This is a genomic window from Halorubrum depositum (assembly GCF_007671725.1).
Classification (GTDB): domain Archaea; phylum Halobacteriota; class Halobacteria; order Halobacteriales; family Haloferacaceae; genus Halorubrum; species Halorubrum depositum.
Genome location: NZ_VCNM01000002.1, coordinates 867,805 through 883,414, shown reverse-complemented (window position 1 = coordinate 883,414; position 15,610 = coordinate 867,805). Strand labels below are relative to the sequence as shown.

The following is a 15,610-nucleotide window of genomic DNA, read 5'->3' as shown; positions in this document are numbered from 1 at the left end:
GCCGGAGCCGGATTACTCCGCCCCGTCGGCGGCGTACGTCTCCAGTGCCGCCAGCCGCCCGTCAGCGACGTCGAAGACGTCGACGAACGCGAACACCTCGTCGCCGTCGGCGTCCAGCAGCCGCCCGCGGACCGCGACGCCGGGGCCCGCCGGGTACACCGCGTCGACGGCGTGGGTCGTGTCCGTCATCGGCCGCTCGTCGCGCATGAACGCCACGAAGCGGTCGCGGCCCTCGAAGGTGCGGTCCGGGCGCCGCTGGACGAAATCGGGGGCGAGCAGCTCTCGAAGCCGCTCGTAGTCGCCGGCGTCGAGCGCCTCGTAGTAGGCGCGGGCGAGGCCCTCGGGGTCCGCGGCCGACGAGGCGGTCACGACGCGAGCGCCTCGAACTCCTCGGCGGAGGTGCGGGTTCCCTTCGAGATGACGGCGTCGCCGGGGCGCAGGACGGTGTCGATGTCGTGCCCGATCAGCCACCCCTCGTCGGGGCGGCGGATCGCGATCACGCTCGTGGAGACGTCGGTCGTCGGGATCCCGTTCTCGACGCTCGCGCCCGCCAGGTCGCTCCCCTCCCGGATCACGGTCCGCGTGATGATCTCGTCGGACTCCTGGACCGCCATCTCCACGACCGGGTGGACGCCGAGGTCGCGCGCGACGCCCTCGGTGATCTCCAAGGCGGCGTCCGATATCTCCTCGGTGGCGACGCCGAGGTGGATCAGCCCGCGGAGCGAGACGGGGTCGTCGGCCTCCCGCGCGGCGCGGAGCGTCCACGCCTCGAACCGTGACTGGAGCGCGTCGACCTCGATCTCGAGGTTGGACACCTCCTCCGCGAGCTCCTCGTTGTTGAACAGGATCGAGCCGTACGCCAGGTCGACTGCGAGCTCGGAGAGGTTCTTCATCAGCACGATGGAGTCGACCGCGCGCTCCAAGTCGTCGATCGCGGGCTCGACCGGCTCCTCCGGCTCGAACGGCTCGCCCGCCAGCTCGGGATACGCCTCGGCGACGCCCGTCTCCGGGCCGCGAAGGAGCGCCACGTCGCCGGCCTCGAGCCGCGTCTTCGGCCCGGGGTTGAGGATCCAGTCGTCGTCGCGCCGGATCGCGATGACGCGGACCCCCGTCTTCGACTCCAGGTCGATGTCCTTGAGCGTGCGACCGGCGTAGCCGGAGTCCGGCGCGACGGCGCCGCGGACGAGCGTCTCGACGCCCCCGGTGAGCGCGCCGCGCATCGCGTCGGGGAGCCCGATCTCCTCGGTGACGATCTTCGCGATGTCGCCCGCGGCGTCGGAGATCTTGTCGGCCGCGCCGATCACGCCGAGCACCGGGGCGAGCGTCTCGGCCTCGTCGGGGCTCCGGGCCGCGAGCATGAGGCTCATCCGCGCGCGCATCTGGAGGACGTCCATTCGGTGTTCCAGCTCGACGACCTCCTCGGCGATCGTCGGGCTCCCGTGGAGCACCGCCGAGTACGACAGGTCGATCAGCAGCTCCGCGGTGTCTTTCATCTCCACGAGCAGGTCCTTCACGCTCGTCGGCTCGTACGTGACCGACAGCGGCGACTCCCGCCGGTCGAATCGTCCCATGCGAACACCCTCTCCGGCGCCGAGTAAAAGGCTTGTTGCGGGCCGTTCTCGCCGATTCGGAGCGGGACGCGCTCAGGTGCCGATCTCGGCCGCGTCGCCGGCGACGTAGGCGGGCGACGCCTCGGTCCCACCGGTTCCGTCCCCGTCGACGCGCTCCGCGAGGTCGACGAGGGCGAGCCACGCCAGCAGCCGGGCCGCGCGGTCGCGCCACGTCGCCTCCCACTCCGGGTCGCGGGCGCGGTCGTGCCGCGGGACCGACTCGCGGGTCGCCTCGAACAGCGCGTCGGGTGTAAGCGGGTCTTCGGGCGTCACCTTCCGGAGCGCCGCGAGCGTCTCCGGAACGAGCAGGACGCCCTCGCGGAGCCTCTCGCGGACCAGTTCGGGCGTCGGCTCCGCGTCGGCGCGCACGAAGCCGCGCGGCGTCTCCCGGACGAGTCCGAGCGCGCGGAGGAACGCGAGCCAGTCGTTCGCGGTCTGACGGTCGGGGAGGTCACAGCGGTCGCGGAGGCGAGCGCAACAGTCGTCGGTGCTCCCGGGAACGAGCGGCACCGCCCGCTGAAGCTCGCGGAGGTCGTTGACGGCGGCCGGGGGATCGGGGACGGGCTTGAGTCGCATCGAACCGACCGGGTCAGCGGTAGTCGAACGACTCGGCGAGCAGCTCCTCGTCCGTCTCGCCGACGGCGTAGACGGGACCGTCGACGACGTCGACGGTGACTTTCGCGGGCGCGAAGACGCGCTCGTCGACCTCGTAGAAGTCCCAGTCCGCCTCCTCGAACACCTCGACGAAGGGGGTGCCGTACTCCTCGCGGGCGGTCGAGACGATCTGGTCGAAGCGGTCGTCGTCGCGAGCGACCTGGAGGTGGACCTCGCCGCCGTACGCGAGGGCGTCGTTCGTCCGCCCCATCGCGAGGTCCTCGTCGCGGGTCACGGGGGCCATCGGCGCGGACCCCGAGGCGTGGAGCACGTCGGTCGGCTCGTAGCCGAGCTCCAGCAGGCGGAAGACGGCGAGCTCCGCGGCGCGGGCCGCGGTGGCGACGGAGCCGGCGGTCGAGCCGGTCGCGTACGCCGGGAGGAAGACGCCCTCGGCGTCGACCTCGGCGAGGTCGGCGACGTGCTCGGCGACCTCCTCCGTCGGGAGCTCGGTCGACTCCACCGCGAGCGTGGCGAACTCCGAGGAGTCGTAGTAGCCGACGCGCTCGAACTCCGCCTCCTGCCCGACGAGCGCGCGGGCGGGGCCGGAGCCGAGCCCCTCGTAGCCGGACTCGAAGCCGAGCTCCCAGCCGGCCTTCTGCGAGCAGAGCAGGGCGATCGCGGGGTGGTCCGTCGACAGCTCCACGTACTGGCGGGGCGCGCCGGCGACCTCGCCCATTCGGGTGCGGAGGTTCGCGAGGCCGGCGGTCTGGATCTCGGCGAGCAGCAGCCCCGCCTCGACGCCGCCGGCGGCGTCGATCCCGAAGTCGACGACCGTGGCGCCGTTCTCCAGCTCGTAGCCGACGACGTCGAGCTCGCCGGCGAAGTCGAGCGCCTCGTCGACGAGCTCGATCGCGGTCCGGTTGATGCTTTCCATACTCGATACGTTTCGCTCCCCGGTTAAGGGGTTTGTCTGTTGGCGTCGCTCATCGGGCGACGCCGCCCTCCGCATCGGTCAGTTGCCGTCGACTACGCAGATCGGTCGTCGTCGACTACGCAGATCAGTCCCCGTCCCCGGTCGAGACCGGTTCGACGCGGAAGACGTACCCCTCGTACGCGCTGTCGAGATTGGCCGGGCCCTCCGCGACCGTGTGGTCCACGCAGAGGAGGGCGGTCGCCTCGACGGCGCCCGTTCCGGTGTCCTCCTGATACCGCTCGGTGACCTCGAACGCGGCGGGTTCGTCGCAGCCGCGTCGGTAGCACGTCGGCGGACCGTTCTCCGACGGTTCCGCCTCGTCGCCGCGCTCGCGGGCCTCGGAGATGTCGCGCTCGATCCGTCGACGCTCCTCGTCGCGGGCCTGCTTGTCGCGCCCCGATTTGGTGTCCGGCATGCCTGACCCGTAACGCCTCACGGGGATAATTGTACGGTCGATAATGACAGACTGATGTCGAGGACCGGATCGCGGCGTCGCGCTACCAGAAGCCGCCGTCGGAGTCGCCGGCGTCCCCGATCCCGCTCGGTCCGCTCGGTCCTCGCGGACCGCTCGGCCGCGGGTCGGGGTCGATCTCGACCAACTCGCTCTCGGCGCGCGGGTCGACCTCGCGCCCCTCGTCGTATCGGACGAACGAGAGGTAGAACGGCTCGCCGCAGCCGGGGTCGTCGCCGTCGACCTCCCCGCCGCCGTCACCGTCGCCGTCGCGGTCCCCGCCGACGTCGGTCCCGCGCACCCCGTCGCGCGGGTCCCAGACGACGCCGTCGCTCTCGCCGCAGACGAACCTCACGCCGTCGACGTCGTCTTCGTCCTCGAACGACTCCGCGGGGGCGACGTACGTCCAGCCCTCGAGGGGGTACGGCGTCACCGCCTTGTCCGCGAGGTAGCCGTCGCGCTCCAGCTCGACGAGGGTCCCGCAGTGCGGGCAGTAGTAGGTGACCGGGTAGCTCATGCGGGAGTTACGGGCGCCGTTTTTATACGCCCGTCGGCGACACGTCGGTCCTCGCCGCCGGCCCTCGCCGCCGGGCGAGACGCCGACGCCGCTCGCGCCCGGATCAACATATTCACTACAACCCGTCACGAACCGGGTGGTATGAGCTCGGACGACGTCTCCCGGCGCGCGTTCATGCGGACCGCGGGCGGCGCGACCGCTGCCGCCGGGGCGGCGACGGCGACGGCGGGGACCGCGGCGGCACAGGAGGAACAGCCGGTCTGGCCGAGCGGGGCCAGCAGCGGGAACGTCGGGTCGTACCAGGACGCCCGCGGCGAGAGCGAGGTGACCGTCCAGGTCGGCGCGGGCGACAGCGGGCTCGCCTTCGACCCGACCCTGCTGTGGGTCGACACCGGCACCACGATCACTTGGGAGTGGACCGGAAGCGGCGGCGCCCACAACGTCCAGACCGTCGAGGGCGGCGGCCCGGCGAGCCTCGACAGCGGCGACCCGGTCGGCGAGGAGGGGGCGACCTACGAGTACGAGGTGACCGAGGAGGACGCCGGCATCACTCACTACCACTGCGTCCCCCACACCTCCGTGGGCATGCACGGGGGGCTCGCCGTCGGCGGGGACGTCGAGACCGAGTCGACCGGCGGCGGCGGCGGCTCGAACGCCGTCTTCGTCCCGCAGGGCGCCCGCGCGCTCGGCGTCGCGACGTTCATCGCGATGGTGAGCACGCTCGGGCTGGCGTTCGTCTTCATGAAGTACGGCGGGACGATCACCGGCGACGAGGAGTAGTCGGCGTTCGGCGTTTTTTCTCACTCGCCGAGGAGCCCCCGGTACGCCTCGACGTACCGGTCTAACACCGCACCGTGGTCGTAGCTCGCGAAGTCGCGCTCGATCGGCTTGCGCTCGAGGTCGCCGACTGCGACGAACTCGTCCGCGAGCTCGGCCGGGCTCGTGACGAGGCGGCCGCGCTCGCGGCCTTCCACCAGCTCGTGGGCGCTGGAGTCCGCCTGGTACTCGACGAGGGCGACGCAGCCGCACGCGAGCGCCCACAACAGCTCCGTCGCGAACGTCTCCCAGGTCGCCGTCGCGGCGACGACGTGGGTTCCCTTAAATAGCTCGACGCGCTCGCGGCGCGGGAGGTCGCCGAGGAACGACACCCGGTCGTCGATCCGGAGGTCGCTCGCTGTCGCCTCGATCCGCTCGCGCTCGGGGCCGTCGCCGACGACGGCGGCGGTCCAGTCGCGCCCGCGGAGCTCCGCGAGCCCGAGCAGGAACGTCTCGACGTTGGCGTGGCGGTCCAACCGTCGCGCGTACACCGCGTCGAACCGGTCGTCGACGCCGGCCGACTCGACGAGGTCGAAGTCGACGCTCTCCGGGACGACCCGCACGTCGGCGCCGTCGGCGCCGTGCTCGCGGACCCGCGTCTTCGTCGTCCGCGAGGGGGTCGTCACCCTATCGGCGCTCCGGGCGAGGATCCGGTAGCGGCGGGCGGCGTCCGCGGGGTGGTCCCGCCACCAGTCGACGACGACCGGCGTCCGCGTCAGCGTCCCGGCGACCGTCGCGCCGAGCCCCGGCGTCGGCGGGCTGTTGACCGCGTGGACGACGTCGGGATCGACCCGGCGGAGCGCGAGCGGGAGCCGCGCGGCGAACGCCGTCGGCGACGGGTCCGCCGTCACCGACCGGTACTCGATCCCCTCCTCCTCGAAGACGTCGTGGTCGCCGCCCCACCAGCGCGCGCAGAGCCAGACGACCTCGTGGCCGCGGGCGGCGAGCCCGCGGGCGACCCGTCGCGTCCGCTCCCGGGCCGGCGTGTCGCCGTGACCCGGGGCGAGAAGCGAGACGAACGCGACGCGCATACGCCGACCGGACGGCGGGCCCGGGTAAAAAGACACGGCATCGCGGCGGGGGCGGCGGGGGCTCGCCGCGCCGGGATCGGGGACCGAGGCGGTCCGGAACCGTTCCCCCGCCACCCGAAACTGTTTCCCACCGCGGCCGGAACCGGACCCTATGCACCGGTACGACATCGAGCGGTACCTCAACGTGCGCAGCGCCGGCGGGGCGGACCTGGGTCCCGACGGTCGGCTCTCCTTCCTGCTGAACACGACCGGCACCGGACAGGTGTGGTCGCTCGGCGAGCCGCTGGGATGGCCCGAGCAACACACGTTCTTCGAGGAGTCGGTCTCGTTCGTCGACTCCTCGCCCGAGCGCGCCGAGGCCGTCTTCGGGATGGACGAGGGGGGTAACGAGCGCGCGCAGCTGTACCGGCTCAACTACGAGTCCGGCGAGATCGTCGACCTCACCGAGCGCCCCGAGGCGAAGCACCGCTGGGGCGGCTGGGACTCCGAGGGCGACCGCTTCGCGTTCGCCTCGAACCGTCGCGACGAGTCCGTGTTCGACGTGTACGTCCAAGAGCGCGACGCGACCGGCGACGACGCCGAGCTGGTGTACGAGGGAGACGGCTGGCTCTCCGTCGCGGGCTGGTCGCCGAGCGACGACCGGCTGATCGTTCACGAGGCACACTCCTCGTTCGACCACGACCTGTACACGCTCGACGTCGCGAGCGGCGACCTGACCCACCACACCCCCCACGAGGGCGACGTCCGGTACGGCAGCCCGGAGTGGGGGCCGGACGGCGAGGGCCTCTACCTCGTCACCGACCGCGACAGCGACACGCTCCGCTTAGAGCGGCTCGACCTCGCGACCGGGGAGTTCTCGGTGGTCGCGGACGGGGCCGGCGGGCGCGCGGCGGGCGACGGCGAGGCGAGCGACGAGTCGAACGACGCCCCCGAGAAGCCCGGCGGCGACGACGGCTGGAACGTCGACGGCGTGGCGGTCCACGAGGAATCCCGGCGCGTCGTCTACTCCGAGAACGTCGACGGCTACACTGAGCTCGCGGTCGGCGAGCTCGTCGAGCCCGACCGGATCGATCCCTTCCCGGCCCCGGACCTCCCGAGGGGCGTCGCCGGCGGCGTGAGCTTCGGGCCGGACGGGAACCGCTTCGCGGTCACCGCGACCGGGAGCACCCATAACGCGAACGCCTACGTCGTCGACGCGACGACCGGCGAGACGGAGCGCTGGACCGCGGCCTCGACCGCCGGGATCCCGCCGGACACGTTCGTCGAGCCCGAGCTCGTCCACTACCCCACCTTCGACGGCCGAGAGATCCCCGCGTTCTTCTCCGTGCCGGAGACGGAGCCGCCCGAGGGCGGCTACCCCGTCGTCGTCGATATCCACGGCGGCCCCGAGTCGCAGCGTCGTCCCTCGTTCGCCTCGGTGAAGCAGTACCTGCTGAACAACGGCTACGCCGTCTTCGAGCCGAACGTCCGCGGCTCCTCGGGGTACGGCAAGGCGTACGCCGCGCTCGACGACGTGGAGAAGCGGATGGACTCGGTGGCCGACGTCGAGGCCGGCGTCGAGTGGCTCCACGACCACCCCGAGGTCGACCCCGATCGCGTCGTCGCCATGGGCGGCTCCTACGGCGGCTTCATGGTGCTCGCCGCGCTCACCGAGTATCCCGATCTGTGGGCCGCCGGCGTCGACGTCGTCGGCATCGCGAACTTCGTCACCTTCCTGGAGAACACCGGCGACTGGCGCCGCGAGCTCCGCGAGGCCGAGTACGGCTCGCTCGACGAGGACCGGGAGTTCTTAGAGTCTATCTCGCCGATCAACAACATCGAGCGGATCGAGTCCCCGCTGTTCGTCCTCCACGGCGCGAACGACCCGCGAGTCCCCGTGGGCGAGGCCGAGCAGATCGTCGAGGAGGCGCGCGAGCAGGGCGTCCCGGTCCGCAAGCTGATCTTCGACGACGAGGGGCACGGCTTCTCGAAGCTGGAGAACCGCATCGAGGCGTACCGCGAGGTCGTCGACTTCCTCTCGGAGCACGTCTGAGGCGGCTCCCGTAGTCGGACGCGAAACGGGACGCGCGCACCGCCGTGACCGTTATGTTCCCGCGCGAAAGACCACGAAGAAATGAACGGGTCCGAGCCGCTCGGCCTCCTGCTCGACCAGGCGCAGGACAAGATCGCCCTGCTGGACGAGGCGGGGCGATTCACCTACGTCAACGGGGCCGCGGAACGGATCCTCGGATTCTCCCCCGAGGAGCTCGTCGGCGGGAACGCCTTCGAGTACGTCCACCCGGAGGACCGGGAGGCGGCCCGCGGCGCCTTCGACAGAACGATAACGAGTGACGGGTTCGCCGAGGAGACGGTCGAGTACCGGCACCGGACCGCGGACGGCTCGTGGGTCTGGCTGGAGAGCCGCATGTCGAACCTCACCGACGACGCGCTCGACGGGTACGTCGTCAGCTCCCGCGACGTCACCGACCGGGTGCGGGCCGAGCGAGACCACGCGGAGACGGCCTCGCACCTCCGGGAGATCGCGGCCGTCTCGGGCGACGTGTTGTGGATGTTCGACGCCGACTGGACGGAGGTGCTGTTCGTGAACCCCTCGTACGAGGAGATATACGGCGGGTCGATCGAGGAGCTCGAGGAGGATCCGCAGCGGTTTCTCGACGCGATCCACCCGGACGACGTCCCGGCGGTCGAAGCGGCGATGGAACGGATCGCCGCCGGGGCGTCGGTCGACATGGAGTACCGGGTGAACCCCGAAGAGAACTACAACCGGTGGGTCTGGGTGCAGGCGGAACCGATCGAAGACGACGGCGAGGTCGTCCGCATCACGGGGTTCACCAAGGACGTCACCGACCGGCGGCGGCGCGAGCGCCAGCTGGTCGTGATGGACAATCTCCTCCGGCACAACCTCCGGAACGACCTCAACGTCATCCTCGGCACGGCGGAGCTCCTCGAGTCGTCGGTGCCGGAGTCGACCGAGCACACCGCCGTGATCCGTCGTGTCGGCGAGCAGCTCCTCGAGACCGCCGAGAAGGAACGCGACATCATCGACCTCATCACCGGGAAACAGGAGTGCGAGCGGGTCGAGCTCCGCGAGGCGGTCGCCGACTGCGTCGAGACCGTCCGGGACCGGTATCCGGACGCCTCGATCGAGGTCGAGACGCCGGAGCCGGTCGCGGTCGAGGGGCGTCCGGAGCTCCGGGCCGCGGTGACCGAACTGTTGGGGAACGCGGTCCGACACGCCGACGGCGTCGATCCGACGGTGAGCGTTTCCCTCCGCCGGACGCAGGCCGGCGCGGAGGTCGTCGTCCGGGACGACCACCCGCCGATCCCGGCCGTCGAGGCCGACGTGCTCACGGGCGACCACGGCATGACCGACGTGTACCACAGCAGCGGGCTGGGGTTCTGGCTCGTCTACTGGAGCGTGGAGCTCTCGAACGGCAGCGTCGCGGTGGAGTCCGGCCCCGACCGCGGAAACGAGATCGCGATCACTCTCACTCGGGTCGTCGACTGACGGGGCGACGAGACGCGGCGCCCCGTCGCGCTCGAAGCGAACGCTACTCCCAGTCTGGACCGAAGTCCGGGTTCAGCTGGCGGTCGGTCCGGCCGAGCGTGTCGATCTCCTCGACGTCCTCGTCGTCCAGGTCGAGCCCGAGGCTCGCCCAGTTGTCGGCGATGTGGTCCTCGCCCGTCGCCTTCGGGATGGCGGTGACGCCCTTCTCGCGGAGCCACGCGAGGCTCACCTGCGCGGCGCTGACGCCGTGCTTCTCGGCGATGTGGGTGATCGCCGGGTCGTCGAGCACGTTCCCGCGGGCGAGCGGGGAGTAGGCGACGAGCTCGACGCCGTTGGCGTCGGCGTACTCCCGGAGCTCCTCCTGCCGGAGCAGAGGGTGCATCTCCACCTGGTTCGCGAACGGCGCCTCGCCGAGGGCGTCGGTCGCGGCGTCGAGGTGGTGCGGCTCGAAGTTCGAGACGCCGATCCGGTCGATCAGGCCGTCGTCGCGGAGCTCCGCGAACGCGGGCAGCGTCTCCGCGGGGTCGTACGCGCCCGCCGGCCAGTGGACGTACAGCAGGTCGACGTAGTCGGTGCCGAGCTTCTCTAAGCTCTCGCGGGTGGACGCGACCACGTCCTCGGGCGCGAGCTGGTCGATCCACACCTTCGTCGCGAGGAAGACGTCGTCGCGGTCGACGTCGGCCGCGGCGATCCCGTCGCCGACGGCGGCCTCGTTGCCGTAGATCTGGGCCGTGTCGATGTGGCGGTAACCGGTCTCCAGCGCCGTCGTCACCGATTCCGTACACTGAGCGGGCTCGTCGTTCTCCCACGTGCCGAGCCCGAGGACGGGCATCCCGTCGCGGGTCGAGACGTCGAAGGACTGCTGTCGCTGTGACATGGTAGTGGGTAGTCGCGTGAGGGGAAAGTCGGTTGCGGTCGCGGCGGGCCGGGCGGGGGAGCGCGGGGACGGGGGTCCCGGCCGCGCCCGCCGCGACCAAACCGGAGTTCGTTCCCGGTCAGTCGTCGTCCAGCAGCGCCCGCGAGGAGTTCGTCACGACGAGCAGGCTCGAGGTACCCATCGCGACCGCGGCGAAAAGCGGGTTGAGGAGGCCGGTCACCGCGAGCGGGATGGCGACCGCGTTGTACAGGAACGCCCAGCCGATGTTCCCCTTCACGCGCCGGCCGGCCGCCCGCGAGAGCTCGAAGACGGTCGCGACCGAGCCGAGGTCGTCGTCGACGATCGCCACGTCGGCGGCGTCGGCCGCCATCGCCGTGCCGCCGCCGAGCGCGATCCCGAGGTCAGCCGCGGCGAGCGCGGGCGCGTCGTTGGTCCCGTCGCCGACCATCACCGTGAGCCCGCTCGCCTTCAGGCGCTCGATCGTCTCGGCCTTCCCCTCCGGCGGGACGCCCGCGAACACCGAGGCGACCGCCTCGTGCTCCTCGAAGACGGTCGCCGCGCGCTCGTCGTCGCCCGTCAGCACGACCACGTCGACGCCCGAGTCGTCGAGCGCGGTCACCGTCTCTTCCCACCCCTCGCGCAGCTCGTCGCCGACCACGACGACGCCCTCGGCGGCGCCGTCGCGCCCCACCGCGACGGGGACGCGACCCACGTCGCGCGCCTCGGTGACCGCCCGCCGGATCTCGTCGGGGACGGTCCAGCCGCGCTCGTCGAACAGTGCGGGGTGGCCGACGACGACGTCGGTCCCGTCGACCGTCCCGGAGACGCCGCGGGCGTGGCTCTCGAAGTCGGCGACCGCGAGCGCGTCCGTCGCGTTTCCGGCGTCGCCGCCGCCCGCGCCCGCGGGCTCGTCGGCGGCCGCCGTCGACTCGGCAGTCCCGCCGTCGGCGACCGCGGCGGTGGCGGGCGACGCGTCCGGTTCGCCCCGAGACCCCCCGCTCGCCCGCGCCGCGGCGATGGCCCGCCCGACCGGGTGGGCCGAGCGCTCCTCTAACGCGGCGGCGAGCCGGAGCAAGTCGTCGTCGACGTCGGCCGCGATCAGCTCCATCTCGCCGGTGGTGAGCGTCCCCGTCTTGTCGAAGACGACGGTTTCCGCGTCGCGCACCCGCTCGAAGACGGTGTCGTCGAAGATCACGATCGACCGCTCCAGCGCGTCGCGGATCCCCGCGGCGACCGCGAGCGGGGTGGCGAGCCCGAGCGCGCACGGACACGAGACGATGAGCACCGTGAGTCCGACGAGCATCGCCTCCGTCACGCCGTTGCCGAGCGCGAGGTTCGCGGCGGCGGCGACGATCGCGACCGCGAGGACGACCGGCACGAAGACGGTCGCGAGCCGGTCGGCGAGCTTCTGGACGCCGTGGTTTCCGCTCTGGAGGTCCCAGACGAGCTCCGCGACGCGGTCGAGGCTGGAGCTCGCGTCCGGGCCGACCGCGACCGTCAGCGAGCCGTCCGCGACCACCGATCCCCCGACCACGTCGTCGCCGGCGGTCTTCCGGACCGGCATCGACTCGCCGGTGACGACGGACTCGTCGACCGCGGCGTCGCCGGCGACGACCGCGCCGTCGACCGGGACGCGCTCGCCGGCGCGCACGAGCAGGCGGTCGTCGGGTTCGAGCGCGTCGATGGCGACCTCCTCGGTCTCGGCGGCGGCCGCGTCGGGCGCGTCGCCGCCGGCGGTCAGCCGCCGAGCGCTGTCGACCTGCACCGCGGTGAGATCGGAGAGGAGCTCCGTCGCGCGCTTCTTGATCGAGTCCTCGTAGCCGTTCCCGACGGTGACGATCACGATTATCGCGACCGTCACGTCGTAGTAGATCGACGGCGACTCGACGAAGATCACCGCGAGCGTGCTGTAGACGTACGCGCTCACCGCCGCGATGGCGACGAGCAGGTCCATGTTCGGCGACCTGGTCTTCGCGCTGACGTAGGCGCCACGCAGTATCGGCTTGCCGGTGAAAAACAGGACGACGGTCGTCAGGGCCGCGATCACGATGAAGAAGTACGTCCCCGACGTCGACGACATCGCCTGGTTGAGGTACTCCAGGGTGCGCTCGTTGTAGAACGGGAACGCGAAGTACGTCGGGTAGATGATGACGATGTACTGCAGCATGACCGCCATCCCGACCATGACGCCGGCCGCGAGCCGCGCCGTCGCCATGTTGTCGGCCTGCCGGCGCGAGAAGGCGTCGTCGCGGGGGTACGCGCTGTAACCGAGGCCGCTGACCGCCTCCGAGAGGTCGTCGGTCGAGACCGACCCCGGGTCGTGGTCGATCCGGACGGTGTCAGTCACGTAGCTCGCGCTCGCGTCGCTGACGCCCTCGGTCCGGGTCGCGACCGCCTCGATGAACGCCTCGCAGGTCGCGCAGTGCATCCCGTCGACCTCGAGGAACGTCGCCTCGTGGTCGGGGGGGACGTCGGTGCGGGACCCCTCGTCCGCGCTCTCCCCGTCTCCCTCATCGGCGCGGCGCCGCTCGCGCACCGCGTCGGCGTCCACGTCGGCGTCGCCGAGGGCCGCGTACACGTCCCGGCAGCCGGGACAGCAGAACTCGTTGCCCGCGTCGTCGGTCACGTCGACGCCGTCGGTCGGGAGCTCACAGAGGGTGCAGTCGGCCGCCATCGTCACATCCCCCCCATCCCGGCGTCGAGCGGGTTCCAGAACGGGAGCCGCGGGTGCGGCACGTGGATCCCGACCGACATCAGCCCGTGCGCGAACAGGACGTAGCCGAGCGCGACGAACGCGACGCCGAGCAGCCGGTGGATCCGGCGCCGGTGGACCGCGTCGACGCCCTCGATCACGGTGCCGTAGAGGAACACCGCGGGCATCGTGCCGACCCCGAGCGCCGCGAGCGCGATCCCTCCGCTCACCGCCGAGCCGCTGGCGAACGCGTAGAGGTACGCCGGGTAGAGGATCGGACAGGGTAAGAGTCCGTGGACCGTGCCAAGCGCGACGATGCCGGGCCCGTTCGCGAGCCGGTCGACGTGGCCGGTGAGCCAGCCGGTGACCCGTTCGAGCCCGGGGAGGTGGACCCCGCCGGTCGCGCCGCCGAGCGCGTACCGGACGCCGACGAGGATCACGGCCGCGCCGACCCCGAGGCCGACGACGCCCCGGACGACCTCTGCCGCGCCCGTCAGCGTCGCCGTCGTAACGAGAACGACACCGCCGAGCGCGCCGAGCGCCGTCCCGATGGTCGCGTAGCTCGCCGCGCGGCCGAGGTTGAACAGCGCGTGCTGGCGGACCTCGTAGGTCGTGAGGTGACTCCCGCGGCGGTCGGAAGCCGCGGACGCGGCGCCGCCGGTCCCGCCGCTCGCCGCGCCGCCGTCGGTCCGGCCGCCGCCTTCTCGCATCCGGCCGGCGTACACCGTCACGAGCGGGCCGCACATGCCGATGCAGTGGGCGCCGCCGAGCAGCCCGATGGCGAGGAACAGCAGGACGTCGGTCCCCAGAAGCGTCGAGATGTCCATGGGCGTGTGTTACCGCGTCTTGGCGTCGCGGGCGGTAATGGGTTTCGTCGGTCGCGGGTCGGATCGGCCGGGAAGGCTCCGGCGCATCACTCCTCCACGAAGACGGTCGCGTACATCCCGCCGGTCTCGTGCGGGATGCAGACGTAGTCGTAGCGCCCGGCGACCTCGAAGGTGTGCGAGTAGCGGTCGCCGCTCTCCAGCCCGCCGCCGAAGTCGGACGCCCACGCCTCGCGGGCGGTCTCCTCGTCGTCGTAGCCGCCGGAGGCGAAGTAGTCGGCCGCGTCCGGGATCGCCGCCTCGTAGGCGGTCACCGTGTGCGCCCGCGAGCTCGTGTTCTCCCAGACGACGGTGTCGCCGACCGACACGGTCAGCTCCGCGGGGCGGTAGGCGGACGCGAGCATCCCGACGTCGTAGCCGGGGTCGCCGCCGACGCCGGCGCAGCCGGCGAGGGCGGCGGTCGCTCCGGTCCCGACGCCGGCCGCACCGACCCGTCGGAGGAACCGTCTCCGTTGCATACCCCACCTCGGGGCCTCGGTCGTTTCAATATCGCGGTTCGCCCCACCGCGTGGGAATCGCTCGGGCTCGCCCACGCGATGACGCGGACGGGACCGCTCCTCCCCGTGCCGCGGTCGCAGCGGTCGTCGCCGGCCGCCCTCCCCCCGACTGGCTCCCGAAGGTCGGGCGCTGATGGAGATCCGCGGAAAACGATCGTCCACGATCGATTTTACGAATCGGAACATTTCGAACTATCCGGTCTGAGATCGAAATCCGTCAGAAAACCCTTACTCGTCAGGTTTGGACGTTTACTGAGGTCGACGCCTACCCGCGGACGTCGCATGATCGAAACAGCCGCGGCCGACCTACTCGCAAGCGGAACGGTCCCGCTCCAAATGACCCAAGCCGACGCGTTCCAGGCGATTCGGGACGACGCGCTCCTGAGCGCGTCGCTCTGGATAAACATCGCCCTCGCGGGCCTCTCGATCCTCCTGTTCGTGTACATGGGGAGGAACGTGGATGACCCCCGCGCCCAGCTGATCTTCGTCGCCACGCTGATGGTGCCGCTGGTGTCCATCTCCAGCTACACCGGGCTCGTCTCCGGGCTCACGGTGAGCTTCCTCGAGATGCCGGCCGGACACGCGCTGGCCGGCCAGGAGGTGCTCACGCCGTGGGGCCGGTATCTCACGTGGGCGCTGTCGACACCGATGATCCTCATCGCGCTCGGTCTGCTCGCCGGATCGAATCTGACGAAGCTGTTCACGGCCGTCGTGGCCGACGTCGGGATGTGCGTCACCGGCCTCGCGGCCGCGCTGACCACGTCCTCCTACATGCTGCGCTGGGTGTGGTACGCCATCAGCTGCGCGTTCTTCGCCGTCGTTCTCTACATCCTGCTCGCCGAGTGGGCGGAGGACGCCGAGGTCGCCGGAACCGCCGAGATCTTCAACACGCTGAAGGTGCTCACCGTGGTCCTCTGGCTCGGCTACCCGATCTTCTGGGCGCTCGGCGCCGAGGGGTTCGCGGTGCTCGACGTCGCCGTCACCTCGTGGGCCTACAGCGGGATGGACATCGTCGCGAAGTACCTCTTCGCGTTCCTCCTGCTGCGGTGGGTCGTCGACAACGAGCGGACGGTCGCCAAGATGGCCTCGGGCCTCGGCTCCGCCTCTGGCGGCGCCTCGCCCGCCGACGACTGAGGTCGGTCGACCGCCCCGCGGCTCGA

At 71.6% G+C, this 15,610-nt stretch carries 15 protein-coding genes; 4 read left to right on the top strand and 11 right to left on the bottom strand.

All coding sequences use genetic code 11. The annotated features are described in order from the left end of the window. Nucleotides 1–12: 12 nt before the first annotated feature. From FGM06_RS11895 to FGM06_RS11870, 6 genes are all read right to left on the bottom strand, one after another. Nucleotides 13–369 (bottom strand): nuclear transport factor 2 family protein, encoded by a 357-nt coding sequence (locus FGM06_RS11895; protein WP_144799453.1) that lies wholly within the window; start codon nucleotides 367–369, stop codon nucleotides 13–15. Beyond that, on the bottom strand, nucleotides 366–1,571 hold the full coding sequence (locus tag FGM06_RS11890) for a potassium channel family protein (protein ID WP_144799452.1): 1,206 nt from the start codon (nucleotides 1,569–1,571) through the stop codon (nucleotides 366–368). The genes FGM06_RS11895 and FGM06_RS11890 overlap by 4 nt, the downstream gene beginning before the upstream one ends. Nucleotides 1,572–1,643: 72 nt before the next feature. After that, nucleotides 1,644–2,186, bottom strand: a complete 543-nt coding sequence (locus tag FGM06_RS11885) for a hypothetical protein (RefSeq protein ID WP_144799451.1) — start codon at nucleotides 2,184–2,186, stop codon at nucleotides 1,644–1,646. Between the two features lie 13 nt (nucleotides 2,187–2,199). Continuing rightward, on the bottom strand, nucleotides 2,200–3,138 hold the full coding sequence (gene mch / locus FGM06_RS11880) for a methenyltetrahydromethanopterin cyclohydrolase (protein WP_144799450.1): 939 nt from the start codon (nucleotides 3,136–3,138) through the stop codon (nucleotides 2,200–2,202). Between the two features lie 124 nt (nucleotides 3,139–3,262). Then, entirely contained in the window at nucleotides 3,263–3,592 is a 330-nt protein-coding gene (locus FGM06_RS11875) for a hypothetical protein (protein ID WP_144799449.1), read from the bottom strand. 82 nt (nucleotides 3,593–3,674) lie between these two features. Further along, complete coding sequence (locus tag FGM06_RS11870) at nucleotides 3,675–4,145, bottom strand: hypothetical protein (RefSeq protein WP_144799448.1); 471 nt, start codon at nucleotides 4,143–4,145, stop codon at nucleotides 3,675–3,677. A 141-nt stretch (nucleotides 4,146–4,286) separates the two neighbouring features. Here FGM06_RS11870 and FGM06_RS11865 point away from each other — a divergent pair, with 141 nt between their 5' ends. Continuing rightward, a complete protein-coding gene (locus tag FGM06_RS11865; protein ID WP_144799447.1) occupies nucleotides 4,287–4,925 on the top strand; it encodes a halocyanin domain-containing protein in 639 nt (212 codons plus the stop codon). A 20-nt stretch (nucleotides 4,926–4,945) separates the two neighbouring features. Here FGM06_RS11865 and FGM06_RS11860 read toward each other — a convergent pair whose 3' ends face one another. Then, nucleotides 4,946–5,992: a glycosyltransferase gene (locus tag FGM06_RS11860; protein ID WP_144799446.1), complete on the bottom strand. Its 1,047-nt coding sequence runs from the start codon at nucleotides 5,990–5,992 to the stop codon at nucleotides 4,946–4,948. A 151-nt stretch (nucleotides 5,993–6,143) separates the two neighbouring features. Here FGM06_RS11860 and FGM06_RS11855 point away from each other — a divergent pair, with 151 nt between their 5' ends. After that, complete coding sequence (locus tag FGM06_RS11855) at nucleotides 6,144–8,024, top strand: S9 family peptidase (RefSeq protein WP_144799445.1); 1,881 nt, start codon at nucleotides 6,144–6,146, stop codon at nucleotides 8,022–8,024. Nucleotides 8,025–8,105: 81 nt separating this feature from the next. Further along, a complete protein-coding gene (locus FGM06_RS11850; protein WP_144799444.1) occupies nucleotides 8,106–9,500 on the top strand; it encodes a PAS domain-containing sensor histidine kinase in 1,395 nt (464 codons plus the stop codon). Between the two features lie 43 nt (nucleotides 9,501–9,543). Here the strand turns inward: FGM06_RS11850 and FGM06_RS11845 are convergent, their stop codons facing one another. The 4 genes from FGM06_RS11845 to FGM06_RS11830 all read right to left on the bottom strand — a co-directional run bounded on the left by FGM06_RS11845 (nucleotide 9,544) and on the right by FGM06_RS11830 (nucleotide 14,411). After that, the gene (locus FGM06_RS11845) at nucleotides 9,544–10,332 is read right to left on the bottom strand and encodes an aldo/keto reductase (RefSeq protein ID WP_144799953.1); all 789 of its coding nucleotides are present in this window, start codon (nucleotides 10,330–10,332) and stop codon (nucleotides 9,544–9,546) included. A gap of 163 nt (nucleotides 10,333–10,495) precedes the next feature. After that, the gene (locus FGM06_RS11840; protein WP_144799443.1) at nucleotides 10,496–13,051 is read right to left on the bottom strand and encodes a heavy metal translocating P-type ATPase; all 2,556 of its coding nucleotides are present in this window, start codon (nucleotides 13,049–13,051) and stop codon (nucleotides 10,496–10,498) included. 2 nt (nucleotides 13,052–13,053) lie between these two features. Continuing rightward, entirely contained in the window at nucleotides 13,054–13,896 is an 843-nt protein-coding gene (locus FGM06_RS11835; RefSeq protein ID WP_144799442.1) for a sulfite exporter TauE/SafE family protein, read from the bottom strand. A gap of 86 nt (nucleotides 13,897–13,982) precedes the next feature. Then, nucleotides 13,983–14,411, bottom strand: a complete 429-nt coding sequence (locus tag FGM06_RS11830; protein ID WP_144799441.1) for a plastocyanin/azurin family copper-binding protein — start codon at nucleotides 14,409–14,411, stop codon at nucleotides 13,983–13,985. Nucleotides 14,412–14,786: 375 nt separating this feature from the next. Here FGM06_RS11830 and FGM06_RS11825 point away from each other — a divergent pair, with 375 nt between their 5' ends. Beyond that, nucleotides 14,787–15,584 carry a bacteriorhodopsin gene (locus tag FGM06_RS11825; RefSeq protein WP_144799952.1) on the top strand — a complete coding sequence of 266 codons (798 nt, stop codon included), beginning with the start codon at nucleotides 14,787–14,789 and terminating at the stop codon, nucleotides 15,582–15,584. The last annotated feature ends 26 nt before the right edge of the window (nucleotides 15,585–15,610 follow it).